21 protein-coding genes are annotated in these 23,241 nt (G+C 72.0%); 13 read left to right on the forward strand and 8 right to left on the reverse strand.

Annotated elements, in window-relative coordinates; translation table 11 throughout:
• Nucleotides 1-91: 91 nt before the first annotated feature.
• Nucleotides 92-856 (reverse strand): PadR family transcriptional regulator, encoded by a 765-nt coding sequence (locus tag ACZ6TB_RS23540; RefSeq protein WP_465556939.1) that lies wholly within the window; start codon nt 854-856, stop codon nt 92-94.
• A 51-nt stretch (nt 857-907) separates the two neighbouring features.
• Between ACZ6TB_RS23540 and ACZ6TB_RS23545 the strand changes: the two genes are divergently transcribed.
• Complete coding sequence (locus tag ACZ6TB_RS23545; RefSeq protein ID WP_465556941.1) at nt 908-3,673, forward strand: FtsX-like permease family protein; 2,766 nt, start codon at nt 908-910, stop codon at nt 3,671-3,673.
• Between the two features lie 2 nt (nt 3,674-3,675).
• Nucleotides 3,676-4,431 (forward strand): ABC transporter ATP-binding protein, encoded by a 756-nt coding sequence (locus tag ACZ6TB_RS23550; RefSeq protein ID WP_465556943.1) that lies wholly within the window; start codon nt 3,676-3,678, stop codon nt 4,429-4,431.
• 10 nt (nt 4,432-4,441) lie between these two features.
• Here the strand turns inward: ACZ6TB_RS23550 and ACZ6TB_RS23555 are convergent, their stop codons facing one another.
• From ACZ6TB_RS23555 to ACZ6TB_RS23580, 6 genes are read right to left on the reverse strand one after another with little or no spacing between them, the layout of a single operon-like run.
• On the reverse strand, nt 4,442-5,716 hold the full coding sequence (locus ACZ6TB_RS23555) for a TRAP transporter large permease (RefSeq protein ID WP_465556944.1): 1,275 nt from the start codon (nt 5,714-5,716) through the stop codon (nt 4,442-4,444).
• Nucleotides 5,713-6,204, reverse strand: a complete 492-nt coding sequence (locus tag ACZ6TB_RS23560; protein WP_465556946.1) for a TRAP transporter small permease — start codon at nt 6,202-6,204, stop codon at nt 5,713-5,715. Before ACZ6TB_RS23560 ends, ACZ6TB_RS23555 begins: the two co-directional genes overlap by 4 nt.
• Nucleotides 6,201-7,178 carry a DctP family TRAP transporter solute-binding subunit gene (locus ACZ6TB_RS23565; RefSeq protein ID WP_465556948.1) on the reverse strand — a complete coding sequence of 326 codons (978 nt, stop codon included), beginning with the start codon at nt 7,176-7,178 and terminating at the stop codon, nt 6,201-6,203. Before ACZ6TB_RS23565 ends, ACZ6TB_RS23560 begins: the two co-directional genes overlap by 4 nt.
• A gap of 50 nt (nt 7,179-7,228) precedes the next feature.
• Entirely contained in the window at nt 7,229-7,987 is a 759-nt protein-coding gene (locus tag ACZ6TB_RS23570) for a polysaccharide lyase family 7 protein (protein WP_465556950.1), read from the reverse strand.
• A 14-nt stretch (nt 7,988-8,001) separates the two neighbouring features.
• Nucleotides 8,002-8,793 carry an HpcH/HpaI aldolase family protein gene (locus ACZ6TB_RS23575; RefSeq protein ID WP_465556952.1) on the reverse strand — a complete coding sequence of 264 codons (792 nt, stop codon included), beginning with the start codon at nt 8,791-8,793 and terminating at the stop codon, nt 8,002-8,004.
• A complete protein-coding gene (locus ACZ6TB_RS23580) occupies nt 8,786-9,664 on the reverse strand; it encodes an NAD(P)-dependent oxidoreductase (RefSeq protein WP_465556954.1) in 879 nt (292 codons plus the stop codon). Before ACZ6TB_RS23580 ends, ACZ6TB_RS23575 begins: the two co-directional genes overlap by 8 nt.
• Nucleotides 9,665-9,828: 164 nt before the next feature.
• Between ACZ6TB_RS23580 and ACZ6TB_RS23585 the strand changes: the two genes are divergently transcribed.
• On the forward strand, nt 9,829-10,737 hold the full coding sequence (locus ACZ6TB_RS23585; RefSeq protein WP_465556956.1) for an NAD-dependent epimerase/dehydratase family protein: 909 nt from the start codon (nt 9,829-9,831) through the stop codon (nt 10,735-10,737).
• A 459-nt stretch (nt 10,738-11,196) separates the two neighbouring features.
• On the opposite strand, the gene ACZ6TB_RS23590 is transcribed toward ACZ6TB_RS23585, so the two are convergent.
• Complete coding sequence (locus ACZ6TB_RS23590) at nt 11,197-12,018, reverse strand: IclR family transcriptional regulator (RefSeq protein WP_465556958.1); 822 nt, start codon at nt 12,016-12,018, stop codon at nt 11,197-11,199.
• Between the two features lie 125 nt (nt 12,019-12,143).
• Between ACZ6TB_RS23590 and ACZ6TB_RS23595 the strand changes: the two genes are divergently transcribed.
• From ACZ6TB_RS23595 to ACZ6TB_RS23640, 10 genes are all read left to right on the forward strand, one after another.
• A complete protein-coding gene (locus ACZ6TB_RS23595; RefSeq protein ID WP_465556960.1) occupies nt 12,144-13,466 on the forward strand; it encodes a sugar ABC transporter substrate-binding protein in 1,323 nt (440 codons plus the stop codon).
• Nucleotides 13,467-13,468: 2 nt separating this feature from the next.
• Nucleotides 13,469-14,392 (forward strand): carbohydrate ABC transporter permease, encoded by a 924-nt coding sequence (locus ACZ6TB_RS23600; protein ID WP_465557243.1) that lies wholly within the window; start codon nt 13,469-13,471, stop codon nt 14,390-14,392.
• The gene (locus ACZ6TB_RS23605; RefSeq protein WP_465556962.1) at nt 14,389-15,255 is read left to right on the forward strand and encodes a carbohydrate ABC transporter permease; all 867 of its coding nucleotides are present in this window, start codon (nt 14,389-14,391) and stop codon (nt 15,253-15,255) included. The genes ACZ6TB_RS23600 and ACZ6TB_RS23605 overlap by 4 nt, the downstream gene beginning before the upstream one ends.
• Nucleotides 15,252-16,508: a glucarate dehydratase family protein gene (locus ACZ6TB_RS23610; RefSeq protein WP_465556964.1), complete on the forward strand. Its 1,257-nt coding sequence runs from the start codon at nt 15,252-15,254 to the stop codon at nt 16,506-16,508. Before ACZ6TB_RS23605 ends, ACZ6TB_RS23610 begins: the two co-directional genes overlap by 4 nt.
• Complete coding sequence (locus ACZ6TB_RS23615) at nt 16,502-17,821, forward strand: hypothetical protein (RefSeq protein WP_465556966.1); 1,320 nt, start codon at nt 16,502-16,504, stop codon at nt 17,819-17,821. The genes ACZ6TB_RS23610 and ACZ6TB_RS23615 overlap by 7 nt, the downstream gene beginning before the upstream one ends.
• Nucleotides 17,779-19,329, forward strand: coding sequence for a glycosyl hydrolase family protein (locus ACZ6TB_RS23620; RefSeq protein WP_465556968.1), 1,551 nt, complete (start codon nt 17,779-17,781; stop codon nt 19,327-19,329). The genes ACZ6TB_RS23615 and ACZ6TB_RS23620 overlap by 43 nt, the downstream gene beginning before the upstream one ends.
• 8 nt (nt 19,330-19,337) lie before the next feature.
• On the forward strand, nt 19,338-20,669 hold the full coding sequence (locus ACZ6TB_RS23625) for a BNR-4 repeat-containing protein (protein WP_465556970.1): 1,332 nt from the start codon (nt 19,338-19,340) through the stop codon (nt 20,667-20,669).
• A 148-nt stretch (nt 20,670-20,817) separates the two neighbouring features.
• The gene (locus ACZ6TB_RS23630) at nt 20,818-21,723 is read left to right on the forward strand and encodes a tachylectin-related carbohydrate-binding protein (RefSeq protein ID WP_465556972.1); all 906 of its coding nucleotides are present in this window, start codon (nt 20,818-20,820) and stop codon (nt 21,721-21,723) included.
• 40 nt (nt 21,724-21,763) lie between these two features.
• Complete coding sequence (locus ACZ6TB_RS23635) at nt 21,764-22,444, forward strand: RNA polymerase sigma factor (protein WP_465556974.1); 681 nt, start codon at nt 21,764-21,766, stop codon at nt 22,442-22,444.
• Nucleotides 22,441-23,223: a hypothetical protein gene (locus ACZ6TB_RS23640; RefSeq protein WP_465556976.1), complete on the forward strand. Its 783-nt coding sequence runs from the start codon at nt 22,441-22,443 to the stop codon at nt 23,221-23,223. The genes ACZ6TB_RS23635 and ACZ6TB_RS23640 overlap by 4 nt, the downstream gene beginning before the upstream one ends.
• Nucleotides 23,224-23,241: the final 18 nt, after the last annotated feature.

Below are 23,241 nucleotides of genomic sequence, written 5' to 3' on the forward strand. Positions count from 1 at the left end.
CTTCGATTCCAGGGCTTGTTCCATGCCGGTAGGGACCGGACACCTCCCGGCCTTGCGACGAGGCCCGCTCAAACGCGGCGAGCACCTCGGGTCAGCCGGCCGCTCGCACGTCGGCCGGCGGCGCGGCCGGATGCGCGGCCGGCTCGGCCAGATGCGCGGCCGGCTCGGCCAGATGCGCGGCCGGCTCGGCCAGATGCGCCGCCGCCGAAGCGGCCGGATGCGCGGCCGGCTCGGCCGGGTGCGCGGCCGCCGAAGCGGCCGGACGCGCGGCCGGCGGCTCGGCCGCTCGCACGTCGACCCGCGGCGCGGCCGGATGCGCCGGTCGCGGTGACGCCGCTTCGCCGTCGAGCAGCGTCGCCTCGGCGTCGTCGACGAACGCCAGGTCGGCCTCGACGTGCCGGATCGCGGCGGCGAGCAGCAGGCCGACCACCCGATCGTCGTTCTTGCGGCGCAGCGCGTCGAGGTTGCGCAGCTCGCGAAGCAGGTGCGCACGCTGGGCGCTGAGGGCGCGCCGCACGGTGCCGGGCTCGCCGGAGCGGGCCGCGGCCGTGATCTTGAGGAAGAAGTCGTCGCGGAATCCCCCGCTGCGCGGGCTCGGCGCGCCCAGCCACTCCTCGAGCTCGGCGCGGCCGGCGCCGGTGATGGAGTAGACGACCCGGTCGGGCTTGACCTGCTGGGCGTGCCGCTCGGCGCTCACCAGCTCGTCCCGCAGCAGCCGGTCGAGGATCTGGTAGAGGTGACCGATGTTGAGCGGGCCCCACTGCGGGCCGACCGCCGCCTCGAAAGCGCTCTTCAGCTCGTAGCCGTAACTCGGCCCGTCGGCGAGCAGGGAGAGCACCGCGTGCTGGATCGGCATGGCTCGATCGTACCCATTGCATTGTCACAATGTATGCGGCACTGTGTGAGCGTGTCGCGCTTCATCTGGGCCCACCTCCGCGGGCGTCCCGCACGGGCCGTAACGCTGCTGCTGGGCATCCTGATCGCCACCACCGGCTTCACCGTGCTGACCGGCACCACCCGGGCGGCCCGCCTGCAGGTCACCAGCACGATCCAGGGCAACAGCCGGGCGGCGTACGACATATTGGTCCGCCCCAACGGCGCCCGCACCCCGCTGGAGGACGCGTCCGCGCTGGTCCGCCCCAACTATCTGTCCGGCATCTTCGGCGGCATCACCACCGGGCAGTACGCCCGGATCGGCGCGGTGCCGGGGGTCGAGGTGGCGGCGCCGATCGCGATGGCGGGCTACGTCAACATGCTGCTGCACGCGCGCCTGGATCTCACCGCCGCCGTCGACCGCACGGCCGACCGGCAGGTGGTGCGGCTCGACCGCACGTTCCTGGCCGACCGCGGGCTGAGCCGCGCCACCGGCCGCCCGATGTACGTCTACGTCACCAAGCACCCGGTGTCGTGGCCGATCATCGAGGGCTACGGCGACGACGAGGCGCACTTCACCGGCGGCGAGGTGCGCCGCGGGAAAGACCTGTGCGGCGGCGAGCTCGCCGTGCTGGAGCAGGGCAAGCCGATCTGCACCGAGCTCGACCCGGCCGTCCGGTCGACGCTGACCACCGACCGCGACCGCGCCGACATGCAGGTGATCCGCCTGCTGCCGGACGGCCGTTTCCAGACCGACGACGGCGCGGGCGGCACCACGGCCGACGCCAAGCTGGTCCTCACCGTGTCCACCCACATCCCGATGCTGCTGGCGGCCGTCGACCCGGCCGCCGAGGACAAGCTGGTCGGGCTGGGCGGCGCGGTCGACGCCGGGCGCTACCTCGCCCCGCACGAGGGCACCGCGGCGACCGAGTTCGGGCACACGGTGCCGGCGGTGGCGGCCGGCCGGGCGTACGCCGACGAGACCCTCGCCGTCGCCCTGTCCCGCGCCCGGCTGAGCGCCAAGCCGCCGGCCGCGGCCCCGGAGAGCCTTGCCGCCACGCTCGACGCGCTGCCGGCGACGCAGGCCGGCCGGGCCGTCAGCGATGCGCCCGAGAGCTACCGCAACGTGCTGTCCACCCTGCTCACCGGGCCCGGCGGCCTGGAGCTGGAGCACCTGGTGCAGACCGGGCCGGTCACCTACGACCGCGGCCCGGACGGGACGCTGGCCGCCCGCACCACGCCGACCGACACCTCCGCCTATCAGCTCTCGTCCACCGGGCTCACCGTGCCGTGGCAGATCGACGACACCTCGTTCCGAGCCGTGCGACGGGTGAGCCGCACCGGGCAGGACATCGACGCGCTCCGCGTGGTGGGCACCTTCGATCCGGAGCGGATGACCGGGTTCAGCGCCCTGTCCCGGGTGCCGCTCGAGACGTACGAGCCGCCCGGGTCGGCCGGCGCCGACGCCCGCAGCCGGGATCTGCTCGGCGGCCGGTCGCTGCTGCCCGACGGCAACCCGGCCGGCTACCTGGCCTCCCCTCCCCTGCTGCTGACCACGGTGGAGGCGCTGACCCAGACGCTGAGCCGCACCGACGCCCGCCAGGCCGCCGCCGCCCCGATCAGCGCCGTCCGCGTGCGGGTCGCCGACGCCGACGGCTTCTCGGCCACGTCCCGCGAGCGGGTCCGGGTCGTCGCGCAGGAGATCGCCGCGCGTACCGGCCTCGACGTGGACGTCACCTACGGCGCGTCACCGGCGCCGCAGCGCGTCGAGGTGGCGGCCGGGAAGTACGGGCGTCCCGCGTTGCTGCTGACCGAGGGCTGGTCGAAGAAGGGGGCGGCCACCGCCATCGTCAACGCCGTCGACCGCAAGAGCGCCGTGCTGTTCGTGCTGGTCCTGCTGGTCTGCGCGCTGTTCCTGGTCAACGCGGTCACCGCCGGGGTACGCGACCGGCGCGCCGAGCTGGCCGTCCTGGTCGCCCTCGGCTGGCCGGCGCGCCGGATCGCCGGCGCGGTTCTCGGTGAGATCGCCCTGATCGGACTCGTCGCCGGGCTGTTGTCGCTGGCCCTCATGGGGCCGCTCGGTGCGGCGCTGGGCATCGGCGTCAGCGTCGGTCAGGCGCTGCTGGCGGTGCCGGTGGCGGTCGGGCTGGCGCTGCTGGCCGGCGGCGTTCCGGCGGCCCGGGCGGCGCGGCTGCGGCCGGCCGAGACGTTGCGACCGGCGGCGAGGGCGCCGCGCCGGGCGCGGGCGGCGCGGTCGGTGACGGCGATGGGCCTGGCCAATGTGACCCGTACGCCCGGACGCACCCTGCTGGGTGCGACGGCGCTCGCCATCGGCATCGCCGCGCTCACCGTGCTCGTGGCCACCACGCTGGCGTTCCGCGGCGCCATCGTGGGCACGCTGCTCGGCGATGCGGTCTCCCTGGACGTCCGCGGGGTGGACGCCGTCGCCGTCAACACCACCGTGCTGCTCGGCGCGCTGGCCGTGGCCGACGTGCTCTACCTCAACATCCGGGAGCGGGCCGCCGAGCTGGCCGCCCTGCGGGTCATGGGCTGGACGCCGGCGGCGCTGACCCGGCTCGTCGCCGCCGAGGGCTTCGGCATCGGCCTGATCGGCGCGCTGGCCGGCGCCGGCGCCGGGCTCGCGGCCGCGGCCTGGCTGGCCGGCGAGCTGCCCTCTCAGCTGTTCGTCGCCGCCGCGCTGGCCGCGGCCGCCGGCACGGTCGCGGCCACCATTGCCGCCCTGGTTCCCGCGCTGCTGGTGCAGCGCATGCCCGCCGCCCGAGCCCTGGCCGTGGAGTAGACATGATCGAAGGCGCACCCGTTCACCTCGACGGCCTGGTCAAGACGTTCCCGGCGGGCAAGGAGAGGCTCACCGCGATCGACGGCGTCACCGTCGACATCGCGGCCGGCAGCGTCACCGCGCTGACCGGCTCGAGCGGATCCGGCAAGTCCACGCTGCTCAACCTCATCGGCGCGGTCGAGTCCGCCGACCGCGGTGTGGTGCGGGTCGGCGACACCGACGTCACGGCACTGGGCCGGGGGCGGCTCGCGGCCTATCGGCGTACGGTCGGCTTCGTCTTCCAGCGCTATCACCTGCTGCCGGCGTTGACCGCGCTGGACAACGTGATCGCGCCGGTGCTGCCGTTCCGGGTGCCGTACGACAAGACCGCGCGCGCTCGCGAACTGCTCGACTCGGTCGGGCTGGGCGCGCGGGAGCGGGCGCTGCCCGGCCAGTTGTCCGGCGGGGAGCAGCAGCGCGTCGCGGTCGCCCGGGCGCTGATGGGCGAGCCGCGGCTGCTGCTAGCCGACGAGCCGACCGGGAATCTGGACACCGCCAACAGCGCCCAGATCCTCGACCTGCTGCTGCGCCTGCGCGACGAACGCGGGCTGACCGTGCTGCTGGCCACGCATGAGCGCTCGGCGGCCGCCCGCTGCGACCGCCTGCTGCGCCTCACCGACGGCCGCCTGGTCGAAGATCTCGACCTCGCCGGCGACGACCCCGCCATCGACGAGGCCCCCGAGGAGACGCTGAACCGCGCCAACCGCCTGCGCCTTTGACCGGCGCGGGTCAGCGGACCAGGGACGGCAACCACTCGGAGAAGGCCGGAACGTAGGCCAGGACGAGAATCGTCCCGAACATGACGGCCATGAACGGCAGCATGGGGCGGATCAGGTCGACCACCCGGATCTTCGCGAGTCCGGTCACGATGAAGCTGGCCGAGCCGAGCGGCGGGGTGACCAGGGAGATGCCGAACACCGCCAGGCTGAAGATGGCGAAATGCAGCTCGCCCATGCCGGCCTGGGCGGCCAGCGGCAGGAACAGCGGAATCAGCACGACCAGGGCCGGGATGCCGTCGAGCAGCGCGCCGAGAATCCAGAAGATGACCATGAGAATGGTGACGAAGATCAGGTAGTTGCCGGTGAACTGGCTGGTCCAGTCGGCCAGCTCGACGCCGACCTGGTCGTAGGCCAGCATGTACGCGAGCAGCTGCGCCACCCCGACGAGGGACAGCACCACGCCGGAGATGCGCCCGGCGTTGACCAGGATCGTCTGCCAGTCGGCGCGGGACACGCTGCGGTAGCCGATCGCGAGCAGCGTGGCGTAGAGAACGGCGACCGCGGCGGCCTCGGTGGCGGTGAAGACGCCGGCCAGGATGCCGCCGAGGATGATCACCGGGGCGCCGAGCGGGAGTGCCGCGGACAACCCGGAGCGGACGAGCGCCGACGCGGTGACCTGGACCCGCTCGCCGGTCGGCTCGCCGTGCTTGGCGTAGAAGAAGATGACCAGTCCCTTGGCGATCGCCACGACGGCCGCCGGGATGAGCGCGGCGAGGAACAGGTCGCGGATCGAGATCTGCGCGACCGTCCCCAGCACGATCATGGTGATCGAGGGCGGGATGAGGATGCCGGTGCCCGACGCGGCGGCGACGATCGCCGCCGCCCAGGGACGCCGGTACCCGGCCTTGGCCATCGGCGGGATCATCGTGGCGCCGATCGCCGCCGCGTCGGCGTTGACCGATCCGGACAGCCCGGAGAAGAGCATGGTCGACGCGACCACGCTCATCCCCAGGCCACCGGGCAACCAGCCGACCAGCATGGTGACGAAACGAACCAGCCGTTCGGCGGCGCCGGAGCGGTGCAGGATCTCGCCGGTGAGCACGAACAGCGGAATGGCCAGCAGCGTGAAGCTGTCCAGGCCGTGATAGACCGACTGCGCCGCCGCGGACAGCGGCAGACCGTCCCACCACGCCTGGGCCAGCCCGACCGTGCCGAGCGCGGCGACCACCGGGACACCGCCGAGGATCAGCAGGACGATGCCGAGAAAGCCGACGGCGAGGGTCACACGGCACCTCCGACCAGCTCGGCGTCGACCGGCACGGGCTGCGGCGCGACGATCTCGACGACGGCATGGAAAATTCCCAACACCGAGCCGAGGGGTACGGCGAGAAGAATCGTCCACAGCGGCAGACCGGCCGGCGTGGTCACGTCCCGTTGCTCGCTCATGTACTGCACGGTGCCGACGCCGAGCGCGAGCAGGACGCCGGCGAGGAAGACCAGCTCGACGGCACGGACGAGACGGCGTCCCCGCTCGGAGAGGCGGCGCTCGTACAGGTTCAGTGTGACGTGCGCGTTGTCCCGCACCCCGATCGCGAAGCCGACGAACGCCACGTAGAGCAGCAGCCCCGTGGCGACCTCGGTCGACCAGGACAGCGGCTGCGCCAACGCGTACCGGAAGAAGATCTGAGCCAGGATCACCGCGACGATCGCGATCAGCAGGAGCCCGATCAGGATGTTCTCGGCGATCGCGACCACCCGCAGCACAGCCTTCATGCGATCGGGAGAAGCTTCATCAGGTCGCCGAACGTCGGCTGATACTTGGCGAACACCGGCTTCAGCGCGGCCTGCATCGACGGCACGTCGACGTCGTCGGTGAGCGTCGCGCCGGCCGCCTGCGCCTTCTTCACGAACGCGTCGGTCTGCGCCTCCCACAGCTGCCGTTCATGATCCTGGGTCAGCTCGCCCGCCCGGACCAGCGCGTCCCGTACGTCGGCCGGCTGATCGGCCAGGAACTTCTTGCTCACCATCAGCACGTCGACACCGAGCTGGTGCCGGGTCCAGGACCAGTGCTTCGCCTCCTCGACCTGCTTGCTGGAGACGTAGTAGATCGGGTTGTTCTCGGCGCCGTCGATCACGCCCTGCTGAAGCGCGGAGTAGATCTCGGTGGCCGGCAGCGGCGTCGCCTGCGCCCCGAGGGCGTTGAACGAGTCGACGGTCACCGGGTTCTGCGGCACGCGCAGGCGAAGGCCCTTGAGATCGGCGGCGGCGTGCACCGGCCGCTTGGTGTTGTAGACGTTCCGGGTGCCGGTGTAGAACCACGACAGCACGGTCAGGCCGACGCCGTCGAGGATCTTCTTGCACTCGCTGCCGAGCGGGCCGGACAGCGCGGCGAAACCGTCGTCGGGCTTGGCGAACGCGTACGGCAAGGAGAGCACGCCGAGCCGCTTGTCGAACGCCGTGAGGTTGCTGAACAACGACTTCGCCATCTGCAGCGTGCCGGTGCGGACCTGCTCGTTCATCCGGTTCGAGTCGCCCAGCGTGGCGTTCGGGAAGACCTTCACCTCGTACTTGCCGCCGGTCAGCGACTTCACCTGATCGCCGAACCAGCGTTCGGCGGTGATCTCCGGGTTGTCCTCGGCCACGTCGTCGCCGAGCCGGATCGTGGTGGCGTCGCCGCCACCCGGCCGCCGGCCGCAGGCGCCCAATCCCGCTACCAATGAAAGTGCCAGCACACTTCGCCTGTTCATGGGTCTCCAGTCCCGATGCGGGGACCGGGTCGCCCCGGTCCCCGCCGACATCAGCTGTGGGTGACGGTCAGGGCGTAGAACTTGACCTTGGCGCCGTTGGTGGTGCTGTCCGAGGAGGACTGGTTGTAGGAGCCGGCCTTGAAGTACTGCCTGTACGGGTTGAACGACGACGGGATCGTGTAGCTGGTCTTCGTCCCGTTCACGGTCAGGTTGATCTTGTTGCCGGTGACGTTGATGACGTACGTCCACTTGACGCCCAGCGCGACGTTGCCGACCTTGTGCAGGGTTTGACCGCCGTCGGGGGAGTTCTCGGTGCCGAGGTAGATGTCGCCGTTGGGGCGGTAGTAGAGCTCGAGCAGGGGTTTGGTGGAGGAGCCGCCGGAGCCGAGGTGGACCTGGCCGACGCAGACGTTCTTGGTGACGCTCGGGATGCGCAGCTGGGCGCTGAGGGTGTGGTTGCCGGCCAGGGCCCAGTCGCCGTTCTCGCGCAGCTCGGTGCGGGCGTAGTTGGAGTTGGGGGTGGTGACGCCCTTTTCGGGGGCCCAGAAGGTCATCGAGCCGTCGGTTTTGTCGGTCCAGAAGTAGGCCGGGTTGCTGTAGCCGTTCGCGCCCTTGAGCTGCGAGGACGGGATGGTGGTCGGGGCACCGGGGGAACCGACGGGTAGCTGCAGCGACCAGATCGACAGGTTGAAGTTGCCGCCGGGCGCGACCGTCGGGTCGAGCGCGGCCGCCGACGCGTTCGTGACGCCGAGCAGGGTCAGCCCAGCGACGGCCACCAAGGCTCCGACCGTGGCGACGATTTTTCTCATCTCGAGCACCTTTCCTAACCGGGGATGGGGGAACCGACGGCGCGGGACGCCGTGGCACGGCGCAGGTTTGCCATTGCGGTGGACGCGGTCCGGGCGAGCAGGGAGGCGTCCGAACCGACGCCGACGAAGCGGAATCCGAGCTCGTCGTAGGCCGCGGCCTGGCGCTCGTCGCCGGCGAGGATGCCGGCCGCGATGCCGGCCTCCCGGGCGGCGTCGAGCACCCGGTCGAGGGCGTCTCGGAAGTCGGGATGGTCGAAGCGGCCGGGGCAGCCGAGGTCCGTCGACAGGTCCCGGGGGCCGACGAACAGGACGTCCACCCCGGCGACGGCGGCGATCCCATCGACCACCGCCAGCGCGCGCCGGCTCTCCACCTGCACGATGCCGACCACGCGGTCGTTGGCGGTGGCCAGGCCCTCTGGGCGCAGACCGAAGTCGTACACCCGGTTGTAGGTGGCGACGCCGCGGTCGCCCTGGGGTGGATAGCGCGTGTGCCGGACGGCCTCCCGGACGTCGTCGACCGAGTCCATCCGCGGGAACATGATGCCGTTCACGCCCGCGTCGAGCAGCCGGCCGGTGCGGATGCGCTCCGCCGACTCGACCCGGGCGAACATCGGCACGCCCCGGGCCTCGGCGGCCACCTGCTGATGCAGCAGCGTGTGCTCGTCGCCGCCGCCGTGTTCCAGGTCGACCAGCAGCCAGTCGAACCCGGCGACGGCGCACGCCTCGGTGGCCAGCGTGGAGCCGAGGCCGAGGAAGGTGCCGTAGAGCGTCTCGCCGGCCGCAAGCCGGGCCCGCAGGTCAGACATGGGCCCGCCCGCTGAGCCGCTCGACACCGCGGAGCAGGGCGCCGTGGTCGAGACCACCGTCGCCCTGCGCCCGCAGCGCCGACATCAGCTGGGCGACCAGGGCCCCGAGTGGGGTGGACGCGCCCGCCTCCCGGGCCGCTCCGAGCATGATGCCGAGATCTTTGTGGTGCAGGTCGACGCGGAACCCGGGTTCGAAGCGGCGCTCGCGCATGGCGGCGCCCTTCCGGGCCAGCACCGCGCTGCCGGCGAGTCCGCCGCCGATCACCTCGAGGCCGGCTCTTGCGTCCACTCCGGTCGCCTCGAGGAGCACGATCGCCTCCGCCACCAGCTCGATCGTCCCGGCGACCACCAGCTGGTTGGCGGCCTTCACGAGCTGACCGGCGCCGGGCGGGCCGACGTGCACGACGGTCGTGCCGAGGACGTCGAGGACCGGGCGGGCACGGTCGAACGCCTCCGGCGTCCCGCCGGCCATGATCGCCAGCGCGCCCTCGATCGCGCCTTGCTCGCCGCCCGACACCGGGGCGTCCAGGGCCGCGATGCCGCGGGCGGCCGCCGTGGCGGCGATCTCCCGGGCGGTGGCCGGGCTGATCGTGCTCATGTCGACGAGCAGGAGATCCGGGGAAGCGTGGGCCAGCACGCCGTCAGGGCCGAGCACCACGCCGGCCACGTCGAGCGAGTCGGGCAGCATCGTGATCACCAGATCGGCGCCCGCGGTCGCCTCGGCGATGCTCGCGGCCTCCCGCCCACCGACGGCGACCAGGCCTCGGGCGCCGGATCGGGTGTAGCCGGCCACGTCGAAGCCGGCCCGGACGAGGTTCACCGCCATCGGCATACCCATGATGCCCAGGCCGATGAAGCCGATCGTTTTCATGGACACCTCGTCTACATATGTGGACACTGTCTTCCCTGCGGATGTGGATCCCAACGTAGAGAGTCGCTCCGAGCCGGTCAAGTACAGATATGTGGACGCCATCCAGTCAGATAGATCGATGCTATGCTCTGCGCCGTTCGTCACCGACGCATCGGGAGGAATCGATGGCGCAACGCATCCTGATCACCGGCGGCGCGGGCAAGGTGGCCACCTCGCTCCGGCCGCGGCTGAGGGCTCCGGGCCGGATCCTGCGCCTGCTGGACGTGGTCGAGCCGGCTGCGGCCGAGGGGACCGCGCATCAGCCGGCCGCGGGCGAGCGGGCCGCGCTTCAGCCAGCCGCGGGCGAGCGAGCCGCGGGCCAGCCGGCCACGGGCGAGGAGGAAGAAGTCGTCCTCGCCTCGCTCGAGGACGCCGACGCGGTGCGGGCTGCCTGCAAGGGGGTGGACGCCATCGTTCACCTGGGCGGGCAGAGCAAGGAGGCGGGCGCCGAGGAGGTGCTGCGGGTCAACGCCTTGGGCACGTACAACCTGCTGGAGGCGGCTCGCCTCGAGGGCATCCAGCGCATCATGCTGGCTTCCTCCACGCACGCGGCCGGATTCCACGTACGCGATGACGAGGCCTTTCCCGAAGGCCTGCCGGCCGACCTCCCGCCACGCCCGGACACGCTCTACGGCTGGAGCAAGGCGGCCATCGAAGAGCTCGCGCACCTGTATGTGGACCGGTTCGGGCTCGACATCATCTGTGTGCGGATCGGCCTGTGGTTCCCGACCCCGCCGCAGAACCGCGGGCTGGCCACGTGGCTGTCGCCGGACGACGGCGCGCGCCTGGTCGAGGCCTGCCTGTCGGCGCCCGCCCCCGGTTTCCGCATCGTCTGGGGCGTCAGCCGCAACACCCGCCGCTGGTGGTCGCTGGCCGAGGGCGAGGCGATCGGCTACTTCCCGCAGGACGACGCCGAGGTGTTCGCGGCCGAGCGGATCGCCGAGTTCGGCGAGCCCGACTTCGTCAAGGACCCGGAGCTCAACCGCGTCGGCGGCTGGTGGTGCGACTGGCCGCTGGCGAAGCGCATGGGCTGACCCAAGCGACACGCCGCCGGCCGAGCACATGGAACGGCCCAAGCGACACGTCGCAGGCCGAGCGCGCGGGCTGACCCCAAGCGATACACCGCCGGCCCAACTGCATGGGCTGACCCCAAGCGACACACCGCCGGCCAACCGCATGGGCTGACCCCGAGCGACACACCGCCGGCCCAACTGCATGGGCTGACCCCAAGCGACACACCGCCGGCCCAACTGCATGGGCTGACCCCAAGCGATACACCGCCGGCCCAACTGCATGGGCTGACCCCAAGCGACACACCGCCGGCCCAACTGCATGGGCTGACCCCAAGCGATACACCGCCGGCCCAACTGCATGGGCTGACCCCAAGCGACACACCGCCGGCCAACCGCATGGACCGGCCCCGAGCGACTCGCCGCGGGCCAAGCGGGCCGACCCAGGCGACTCGCCGCCGGCCCGGGGCATGGGGGTGATGCCTAGCGGATGCCCTCGCGGCGGAGGGTGCGGGCGAGGGCCTCGGTGTGGCGGATGACCGCGGCCGCCACCTCGTTCATGTGCTTGACCGATGCCAGGTGGTTGGGCATTGAGCAGGACACGGCATCGGTGGCGGGGATGCGGTAGCCGACCGCGACCGCGACGCAGGCCACGCCCTCGGTGCCCTGTTCGCGCTCGAAGGCCCAGCCTCGCTTGCGCACCACGTCCAGCTCGGCGTGCAGCGCCGGGCGGTCGGTGATCGTGTAGGGCGTGACGGCGGGCAGATCGCCGGGCAGCAGCGCGTCGACCTCGGCCTCGGTCAGGTCGGCGAGCAGGGCCTGGCCGAGCGCGGTGACGTGGGCCGGCAGCCGGCGGCCGACCCGGGACACCAGGCGGACGGAGTTGCGCGACTCGCGGCTGGCCAGGTACAGCACATGGGCGTCGTCGCGGCGGGCGTAGTGAATGGTGTAGCCGATCTCGCTGCGCAGGTCTTCCAGGGTCTCGTAGGCGAACCGCAGCGCGGGGTCGCGGTCGAGGTAGGCGGTGCCGGAGAGCAGCGCGTGCGGGCCGACACCGAAGGCCGAACCGCTCTCGTCGGTCTCCACCCACTTCAGGTCGCGCAGCGTGCGGACCAACGCGTGCAGGCTGGACCGCGGATAGCCCATCCGCTCCTGCAACTCCGACAGGGTGAGCCGGGTCGGCGACGCGGCCAGCGTCTCGAGAATCTTGACCGTGCGCTCGGCCGATTTGACCGGCGACACGTCATTGATGCTGGCCGATGGCGGTGCCGACTTCCGGGCGGCGTGCGGACGAGCGTTGGGCATGAGCTCCACCATCACGATCGATTGTTTCAGCAGTGTTGACGGCCATCATACCGACGGTTAGCTTGTCCCTACCCCGATGCCATCTACTCGGCAAGCGTCCATATATGTAGACAGGAGGCAGTCACATGACTGCTCGACGAGCGCTTGCGGCCGCCGCCGCGTGCATCCTCGCGACCGGCGGCCTGGCGGCCTGTGGCGGCGACGATCAGAAGACCGATGCCAAGGCCGCGTTGCAGATCTGGGTCCGCAAGCCGCCGGGCTCCAACACCGAGAAGACCGACCAACAGCTCGCCGCGAAGTTCACCGCCGAGACCGGCATCCCGACCAAGGTGACCGCGCTCTTCGACGACTTCGAGACCAAGCTTCAGCAGGCCGCCTCGCAGAAGAAGCTGCCGGACATCGTCATCAACGACACCGACCGGCTCGGCGGGCTGGTCAAGCAGGGCCTGGTCCGCGAGGTCGACAAGAACGCGCTGGCCGGCCAGGCCGATCTCACGCCCGCGTCGTGGCAGGCGGCGACCGGCGCGGACGGCAAGACCTACGCCGTCCCGTTCTCGGCGCAGACCTTCGCGCTGTTCATCCGCAAGGACTGGCGGGCGAAGCTCGGGCTCCCGCTGCCCAAGACCTGGGCCGACCTCGACGCGATGGCCAAGGCGTTCACGACGGCCGATCCCGACGGCAACGGCAAGCCCGACACGTACGGCTATGTCATCCCCGCCTCGACCAAGCGTGGCTACGCCGCCTGGTACTTCAGCTCGTTGCTGTGGTCGGCCGGCGGCGACTTCCTCACCGGCACGACCGGCGCTTTCACCCCGGCGATCGACCAGGCGCCGGCCAAGGCCGCGGTGACCGAGTTCAAGAAGCAGTTCTGCACCGACAAGACCGTGGTGCCGGGCGCGGTCACCGCCGAGACGACACAGGCGCACCCGCTGTTCGAGACCGGCAAGGGTGGCATCTATCTGACCGGGCCCTACAACATGGCCCGCTTCGACAAGAACCTGGGCAAGGACAAGTACGAGGTGATCGCCCTCCCGCCGGGACCGGGCGGCAAGAGTGTGTCGCTCGCCGAGGGTGAGAACGTCTACCTGATGGCCGGCTCCGCCAACCCGGCCGGCCAGACCAAGTTCGCCGAGTACGCGGCGTCGGTCGAGGGTCAGACCCTGGGCATGGCCGGCGACACCGACGGCAACGTGGTCCGGTTGCCGGTCAACAGCAAGGTGGACATGGCATCCGTACGCCAGGACACCCGCTGGAAGCTGTTCGCCGACATATATGCGAACGGCGCCCGCTACGTGCCGATCGTCCCGGACTGGACCCCGTTCCGGCAGGCGGCCGCTGACACCCTGAACGCGATCGTCGCCGACTGCTCCTCGAACGTCGACACCGCGCTGGCCAAGCTCGCCGACGGCTTCTCCCAGGAGCTGACCAAGCAGGGGGCGAAGGCGTGACGATGACCCCGGTCGCGCCGGCCCGCCCGGGCGCCGCCCCGCCCGCGGGCCCGGCGCGATCGGGCCTCGCCGCCCGTACCCGCAAGGCAGCATCGCCGTGGCTGTGGCTGGCGCCGGCCCTGCTGCTGTTCGCGGCGTTCAAGTTCGTCCCGATGGTCCGCGCCGTGCAGATGAGCTTCACCGAGGTGCGCCCCTACCTCGGCGACCGCTGGGTCGGCCTGGACAACTACCGCGAGGTGCTGAGCGACGGGGCCTTCACCTCGGCGGCCGGGCACACCGTGACGCTGGCGCTCGGCGAGACGATCGGGTCGATCGCCGTCGGGCTGCTGCTCGCGCTGCTGCTCGAGGGCCCGGCCCGGCACCTGTGGTTCATCCGCACGGCCGTCTTCCTGCCGACCGTCACCGCGATGGCCGTGGTCGCCGCCCTGTGGCGGATCATCTACTACCCCGGCGCCGACGGCGCGCTCAACTCGGTGCTGGGCTGGATCGGTCTCGGCCCGCACCAGTACCTCGACTCGCCGCACACCTCGCTCTGGTCGGTGATGGCGGTCGGTATCTGGCGGGGCGCGCCGTACGACATGATGATCTTCCTGGCCGGGCTGGCCGGCGTCGACCGGACGCTGTACGAGGCGGCCGCGGCGGACGGCGCGTCGGCGTTGCGGCGGCTCTGGCACGTGACCTTCCCGGCGCTGCGGCCGGTCTTCGCGATCGTCGTCACGCTGGCCGCGATCCGCGGGCTGCGGGTGTTCACCGAGATCTTCCTGCTCACCAATGGCGGCCCGAACGGCTCCTCCGAAGTGGTCATGACGCTGGTCTACAAGCTCGGCCTGGAACGCAACGAGCTCGGCGTCGCCGCGGCCGGCTCGATGCTGCTGCTGGCCGCCACGGTCGTGCTGACCCTGGCCGTGCGGGCGGTCCGACGATGAGCCGGCGCTTCGACACGGCGCTCGGGCTGGACGCCTGGCGTGGCCCGGTCGCGATCGTCGCCAAGACGGCCCTTTACGCGCTGGTCGTCTTCATCTTCGCCGGCCCGCTTCTGGCGTTGCTGGTGAGCGCGTTCAGCCCGGTCACCGACCCGACCCGGCTGACCCTGATCCCCCACCATCTGACCCTGGCCAACTTCGCCGCCGCCATCGACCAGGGCGTGCTGCGCTATCTCGCGAACTCGCTGATCGTGGTGGGCGGCGGCTTGCTCCTGCAGATCCTGGTGAGCATCTCCGCCGCGTACGCCCTCGCTCGCAAGCAGTTCCCCGGCCTCCGCCTGGTGATGTTGCTGATCCTGTCGACCATGATGCTGCCCGAGGAGATCCTGGCGATTCCGCTGTCGCTGGTCCTCGCCGACGTGCCGGTCGTGCACATCAACCTGGTCGGCTCGCTGGCCGGCATGATCGTGCCGCTCGGCGCCTGGGCGTTCTCCATTCTGGTGATGACGGAGTTCATGCGGGAGGTGCCGGTCGAGCTCGAGGAGGCGGCCCGTCTCGACGGCGCCGGCGATCTGCGCGTCTTCTGGTCGGTGGTGCTGCCGCTGTGCCGCCCGGCGCTCGGCGTGATCGGCATCTTCGGCTTCACCATGATCTGGGACCAGTACATCCTGCCGCTGCTGGTCGCCCAGGACTCCAGCCAGTTCACCCTGTCGCTGGCTCTGCGCAGCCTGCGCGCCGACGAACAGGTCGGCACCGGGGTCCTGATCGCCTCGGCGCTGCTGGCGCTGCTGCCCTCCGTCATCGCGTTCCTGGCGTTGCAGCGCCAGTTCATGCGCGGCCTCACCTCGGGAGCGATCAAAGGATGACCGTCCGATCCGTCACCGTCACGCCGATCGCCTTCCCCGATCCCCCGCTGCTCAACTCGGCGGGCGTCCACGAGCCGTGGGCGCTGCGGTCGATCGTCGAGGTCGTCACCGCCGACGGCCGGGTGGGGCTGGGCGAGACCTACGGCGACCGGCCCCACCTCGCACTGCTGAGCGCGGCTGCCGCCGTACTCGAAGGACTGGATGTTTTTGATCTCGCCGGTCTCGAACGCCGGGTGGCGCGGGCGATCGGCGCCGCGGACGCGCCCGACCGGCACGGGCTGACCGGGCCGTCGAGTGCCGCGAAGGTGCTGGCCCGGGTGGTGTCGCCGTTCGAGGTGGCGCTGCTCGACCTGCAGGGTCAGGTGACGGAACGGCCGGTGCATGCGTTGCTCGGTGGCAAGGTGCGGGATCGTGTCCCGTTCTCTGCCTACCTCTTCTATAAGTGGACCGGTCACCCGGACGCGGAACCCGACCAGTGGGGTGCGGCGCTCGACCCGGCCGGGATCGTGGCTCAGGCGCGGATGATGATCGACCAGTACGGCTTCGAGTCGATCAAGCTCAAGGGCGGGGTGTTCCCACCGGAGGAGGAGATCGCGGCGATCCGGGCGCTGCGGGATGCGTTCCCGGGGCTGCCGCTGCGGCTCGATCCCAACACCGCGTGGTCGGTGGAGACGTCGGTGAAGGTGGCCGAGCAGACCGCGGGGCTGCTCGAATACCTGGAGGATCCGACCAGCGGGCTGGCCGGCATGGCCGAGGTGGCGGCGCTGGCCCCGATGCCGCTGGCCACCAACATGTGCGTGGTGGCGTTCGCCGATCTGCCGGAGGCCGTCCGGCGGGGTTCGGTCGGCATCGTGCTCGCCGATCACCACTACTGGGGTGGCCTGCGGGCGTCCGCCCAGCTCGCGGCGATCTGCCGGACCTGGGGCCTGGGCCTGTCGATGCACTCGAACAGCCATCTCGGGATCAGCCTGGCCGCGATGACCCATCTCGCGGCGGCGACGCCGAATCTGACGTACGCGGTGGACACGCACACGCCGTGGCAGTCGGGGGTCGACGTGGTGACCGAGCCGCTGGTCATCTCGGGCGGCTCGGCGGCCGTGCCGGACACGCCGGGGCTGGGCGTGCGGCTCGACCGGGACGCGCTGGCCCGGCTGCACGAGAACTACCGGCGCTGCGGCATCGTCGAGCGTGACGACACGGCGTACCGGCGGCGGTTCGAGCCCGGCTACACCAAGCGGCGGCCACGATGGTGACCGGGCACGCGTACCCGTGGGACGTCCTCGGTGATCCCGCCTTTCTGGACCGGGCGCCGTCGTCCGTCACGCTGGCGGCCGCCTACCACTCGACGCGGGCCGCCACCCCGCTGCATCCCGTCCATCAGCTTGTCGACGCGCGGCATGCCGCGCTGTATCGGCCGGTGCGCGCGGCGGCATGGCAGGGGCACCGGCTCACCCCGCTGCCGGCCGACTGGATGACCGCCGCCGATCCCGCCGGGGAGGCGGCGGCCCGGCTGAAAAGAGCCGGGCGACGGGTGAATGCCTGGATCGTGCTCACGCACAACACCCGCCTGGGCACGGAACGGCCGGACGTCGCGGTGGTGAACTGCTTCGGAGAGATCTACCGGTACGCGTTGTGCCCCGCCCACGCCGAGGTCCGGGACTACGCGGCGACGCTCGCGGCCGAGGCTGTCCACGATGTCGACTTCGACGGCGTCTCGCTGGAGTCGTGCGGCCAGCTTGGCGTCAACCACCTCGGTCAGCACGAGAAGACCGAGGGCGCCTGGACCCCGCGGACCGCCGAGCTGTTGTCGATCTGCTGTTGCACGGCCTGCCGCGCCGCCTGGCGGGATGACGGGCTCGAGCCGGACGAGGTCGTCGCGGCGCTGCGCGAGGCTGTCCGCCGGTCCGGCGCGATGCCGCGCGAAGCCGTCCGCCCGCCCGGCGCGGCGCGGCAGGAGGCCTCCCGCCCGCCCGACGCAACGCCACGCGAGGCCGTCCGCCCGCCCGGCGCGACGCCGCCCAAGGCCGCCCGCCCGCCCGGCGCGATGCCGCGCGAAGCCGTCCGCCCGCCCGACGAGTCGCCGCCCGAGGCCGTCCGCCCGCCCGGGGCGGGGCCGGCCGGTGACGTGCTCGCCGCGCTGCTCGCGGTCCGCCACCGGCACACCGACCGGCTGCGCCGCCAGGTGATCGACGCGCTTCCCCGCATCCCGATCACCCTGCACGCCCACCCCGACCCGTGGGTCACCGGTCCGTCGCCCGGGCTGACCCCGACCGCACCGGACGACGTCGACGCGCTGCTGGTGCCCGCCTGGCCGACCACGGAGTCCACCGCCGACCTGGTCCGGCGGGCGGCCGCCACCGGGCTGCCGGTCGACGCGTACGTCACCGTCCTGGCCCCGACCGAACCCGACGCGCTGATCCCGCACCTGCACCGGCTGAAGGACGCCGGGGCCCGCGGGTTCGGCCTCTACCACCTCGGCCTCGCTCCCGCGTGGCGTCAGGAACTCTTCCCCAAGGAGCCGTTGTGTACCGACAATGGGCCGCTGCCGCCGTCACCACCGTCCTGACTCTCTCCCTGGCCGGGCCGGCCACCGCGGCCGACACCGCCACCGCCGACGCGGCCGACCCGGCCGGGCGGCTGGCCGGCGACACCGCCACCTTCGACGCGGCTGGGCGGCTTGCCGGCGACACCGCCACCGTCGACGCGGCCGGCGACACCGCCACCGTCACCGTCGACTCGGCTCACCCGGCCGGGCGGCTGGCCGGCGACGCCGTCGGGCTGTCGTTCGAGATGCGCGAGCTGGGCATCGGCAACCTCGACCCGGGCAAGGGCAACATCGCGCAGCTGTTCCGGACGCTCGGGGCCAGCAATCTGCGCATCGCCGGCAACACCCTGGATCGGGACACGCTGTGGGTGCCCGCCGGGCAGGCGCCGCCCGACGCCAAGCCAGCCTGGGTCGAGGACATCGTCACGCCCGGCGACATCCAGCGGTTGCGCCGGCTGCTCGACGCCACCGGCTGGAAGGCCGAGGTCGGCATCAACGTGGGCCGCTGGGATCCGGCGCTCGCCGCCGACCAGGCGATGACGATGACGAGCCTGCTCGGCCGCCGCCTGGTCGCCGTCGAGTGCGGCAACGAGCCGGACCAGTGGGCGGGTAAGGCGCTGCGGCCCGCCGGGTACGACTACGCCGCCTACCACGCGGACTGGGTGGCCTGCGCCGACGCCGTGGGCCGCGCCCGGATCGCCGGGCCCGACACCGCCGGCACGTCGTCGGCCTGGGCCGCGTCGCTGGCCGCCGACGAGCACGACCGGATGGCGATGCTGACCGTCCACCAGTACGCCTCCGGCCCGGATATCACCATCGACCGGCTGCTGTCGCCGGCCCAGACCAGCGCGCAACTGCAGTCGGTCTCGGCGAACCTCGCCGCCGCGAACGCGAACGGTCTGCCGATGCGGGTCGACGAGGCCAACTCGGCCTACAGCGGCGGCGTCGACGGCGTCAGCAACCGGTACGCGTCCGCGCTGTGGGCCGTCGACTACAGCCTCTCGATGGCCCAGGCCGGCCTGGCCGGAGTCAACATCCACGGCGGCCTCGGGGTGTGCGACGACCCGATCTGGAACGGCAAGTTCCAGCGGTACACCCCGATCTGCGCCGCCAACAAGGCGTACGAGCTGGCCCAGGTCTACCAGGTCATGCCGATCTACTACGGCCTGTGGATGGCGCGCCGGATGGGGCCGGGACGGTTCCTGCCGGTCTCGCTCGGCACCGATCGCAACATCAGCGCGTACGCCGTCCGCGGCGACGACGGGCACACCCGGATCGCCCTCGTGCAGAAGGACGCCACCACGGCCGCGCCGGTCCGGGTGACGCTCACCGTGGGCGGGCGGGACCGCGGCGCCGCCGTGCTGCGGATGACCGGCGACGCCCTCGACGGCCGCGCCACCCAGGTCCAGGGCGCCACCGTCGACGGCCGCGGCCTGCTGCGGCCGGGCGCCCCCGACACCGTCCGGGTCGAGCACGGCGTGCTCGACATCAGCATCGCGGCCGGCAGCGCCGCCATCATCACCCTGTGAGGCGAGCCATGAAGAGACGAACCGTTCTGGGCGCCGCGCTGGCGGCTCCCGTTGCCTTCGTTCCCGCGGGCGCTGCCCCGTTCACCGTCACGACCGTCGCCACGGCGGTGGCCGCGCGCAGCGACCGGCGTCCCGTCGCCGGTGGTGTCCACGACCCGCAGGCCGGCAAGACCTTCATCAGCTGGGGCGGGGTCCACGAGGACAACTACGTTCAGGCCTACGACCACCAGACACATACGTGGTCGGCGCCCGTCTTCGTGGCCGACGGCGACAGCGACTCGCACAACTACCCGACGCTGGTGCAGGCCGACGACGGGCACCTGCTGGTGTTCCGCGGCCTGCACAACAAGGAGCTGTGGGTGGCCCGGTCGGCGAGCCCGCACTCGATCGACGGCGCCTGGACCGACACGATCATCCCCGAGGGGCTCGGCGCGACCTACCCGATGCCGGTCAAGACCCAGGACGGCACGATCTTCGTGTTCATCCGGGAGACGGCCGGGGACTTCGACAAGACGTACCCGACCGACACCCGCCCGATGAAGTACGTGCGCTCGACCGATCACGGGCTCACCTGGCGCAGCTCGGCCGACCTGACCGGGGACCGGTGGTGCATCGCTCCCCTGGCCCGCGCCGACAACATGAACGAGATCTACATCGGGCAGCTGCGCCACGAGCCGGCCGGCCTGGGCCATCCCGAGCGCATCGCGGTCGTCTACACCCTGGCCGGCGGCGGTCCCGAGGGACACCTGCACGACCGGTACCACCGCAACATCTACTACGCCACGTTCTCGCCCCGCGACCTGCGCTGGCGGTCGGCGACCGGCGTCGACCTCGGGACCAGCGTCGACGACGCGGACCAGGAGTCGCACCTGCTCGTCGCGCGGACCGAGCTGCAGACCACGAACCCGCGCTCGCCGGACTACATCAACCTGGTCGGCTCCACCGCCGGCGGCGCGCTGCCGTTCGTGGCCTGGATGCAACTGGACGCCGCGGCGCAGGTGCACATCCACACCGCCGTGCACGTGCCGGTCGCGGGCTGGCGGAGCCGCGAGGTGGCGACGGGATTCCGGATCCGCGACATGGAACGCGTCGACGAGCTCACCTGGCGCGTCTACGCGACGCCGGACCCCGGGGCGCCGGGCATCGAGACCTTCCTGCTGCACCTGGGCACGGCGCTGCGGCGGGAGTCGACGATCGCCACGGCGCAACCGGTGCAGCGGATCGAGGTGATCGGCGGCCACCGCGAACCGGCGCACCTCCTGGCCACCGGCAACAGCAGCGACCGCGACGTCGCGGTGGCGGACGGTGACATCCTGGTGGTCGGCCGGAACCCTCGCTGAGCCGCCGCCGGCCCGGAGCGCGATGCGGATACCGCGATACCAACCCCGTGTCCGGCCGCCGACAGCCGCGGTCCGAGCGGCCGGACCGGCGCTACCTTGTTTTGACAAACGTCGTTGCAAGGTATGCGAACACGGGGGACGTGAGCGTATGTCGACAATCACGAGACGAGAGCTGCTGGCCGCCGCGGCCGGCGGCGCGGCGGTGGGGATCCTCGGGCTGGGCGGCAGCCCGGCGGCCGCGGCCCGGAGCAAGAACCTCGTCCTGAACGGGCAGCAGGGCAATTTGACGATCATCACGCCGGGCGGCGACCTGCTGATGTACTACGACGGCAACTGGACCGGCAACACCAGCTACCTACCGTTCCTGGGACCGTACCCGCGCGGGGCCGGCTGGGGTCGCTACGGCTTGATCGCGAGCGCGGGCATCCAGTACGACAACCTCTACATCGCGACCGACTCCGGCGGCGTGTGGGGTTACTACTGGAGCGGCGGCGAGAACGCGTGGCGCAACGGCGGCGCGCCGCAGTACCTCGGGGCCCGCAGCGGTGGCTGGCGGCTGACCAAGAAGATCGTCAGTGCCAGCAACCACGGCGGGTTCGGCTCCGACGGCGGCAGCGTCTTCTACACCGTCGACACGGACGGGGCGCTGCGCTGGCACATGTATGTCGGCATTCCGGGATCGACCGGCTACTGGCATCCGAGCAGCGGCCTGCAGATCGGCTTCGGATGGCAGAACTTCGTGTACGTGACCGCGTGCGACGGCACGCTGTGGGCGGTCGAGCAGGACGGCACCATGCGGTGGTACCGGTACGAGACCCCGCACACCGGCTCCTCGGTCGACTGGGACGGCAACTCGGGCGCGATCGTCGGCTCCGGGTGGGCCGGCGGGACGTACGGGTACCAGGCCGTGCTCAGCGCCGGTGGCGGCCGCATGTACGCCATCGACCGGAACGGCGACCTGCGCTGGAACCGGCACATGGACTATGCGGTCGGCGGCACGAGCTGGTGGTACCCCACCGGCGGCGGGTCCATCATCGGCACCGGCTGGATGTGAACGCCGTGGAACTCGACCGGCGCGGCGGTCATAAGAGGGTGTGAGCGACACGGCAGATGTGGCCCGGGCCGGCGACGGCGAGCTCTGGCGGCGAGCGTGCCAGGGCGAGCCCGAGTGCTTCGGCGTGCTGTTCGACCGGCACGGCGAGGCGGTCCGGGCCTTCTGCGCACGCCGCACCGGCTCGGCCGACGCGGCCGAAGACCTGGTCTCGATCGTGTTCCTGGAGGCCTGGCGCCGCCGGTCCGAGGTCGAGCTGATCGACAACAACGCCCTTCCTTGGCTGTACGGGATCGCGCGCCGGACGATGCAGCATCGCTGGCGGACCACCATGCGGCACCGGCGGGCGCTGGAACGCCTGACGCCCCCGGCCGACGCCCCCGATCATGCCGACGAGGTCGCCGCCCGGCTCGACGACGAACGGCACCTGGCCCGGTTGTCGGCCGCCTTCGCGCGGCTGCGGCCGGCCGACCGCGACGTGCTCGTCCTGTGCGTCTGGCAGGGCCTCAGCTACGCCGAGGCGGCGGTGGCCCTGGGCGTGCCGGTCGGCACCGTCCGATCGCGGTTGTCGCGCGCGCGTTCCCGCCTCGGCGCCGAGGCGGAGCCGCCCAGCCAGGCGGAGCAACCCAGCCAGCCGGAGCAACCCAGCCCGGCGGAGCAACCCGGCCCGGCGGAGCTGCCCAGCCCGGTGACCACCTCAGCACCGCGATCGGAGATGCCATGACCGACCTGCGATCCCGCCTCGAACCGCGGCTCCGGGCCGACATCCGGCGCATGCTGGTGGAGCAGGCCACGCCGGCGACGACCATGAGCCGTACCCGCCGCCTCGTTCTGGCCGGCGCGCTCGCCGCGGGAGTCACCGGCATCGGCGTCACCGCGCTCGCCGTCTATCCGGACCCGCCGCCCCCCACCTACGCCGCGTGGACCGCCGTCCCGCTGGCCGCCCCGCCGCTGACCGCACCGGACACCGACATCGAGGAATGGGCCTCGAAGTGCACCGACCTCGGCGTCGGCGGCGTGGGCGTCCAGGGTGTCCCCGCCCGCCCGAAGGATGCGGCCCGGCGAGACGTCCTGGTCGACCGGCGCGGCGGCTTCACGTACTGCGTCGACGTCTCGATGGGCAGCGGCACCGCCTCCGATCCGCTGATCGCCCTGTCCGGCTTGAAGGCCGACGGGCGCGACGGGCTCAACCACATGGCCGCCACCGTCTTCGACAAGCCGTTCACCCCGCCCCGGAACGGATCCGTGCTCGTCCTGGGCGGCAACACCGAGAGCAGCAACATCGAAGCCTTCCAGTTGTACGGCCTGAGCGGCCCAAAGGTGACCCAGGTCGACGTGGTGCTGGCCAACGGTCTGCGCGTCACCGCCACCCTGCGGCACGGCGTATGGGGGGTGTGGTGGCCCGGCGATCGCGGCGCTCCGACCGGTTCCCGGCTGGAGGTGCACACCGCCGCCGGGGTGACGACGGTGGATCCGGCCACCGTCCAGCTACCGTGGGACTGACCGGGCCACCACACCTTG

This window comes from Actinoplanes sp. NPDC051537, assembly GCF_055586105.1.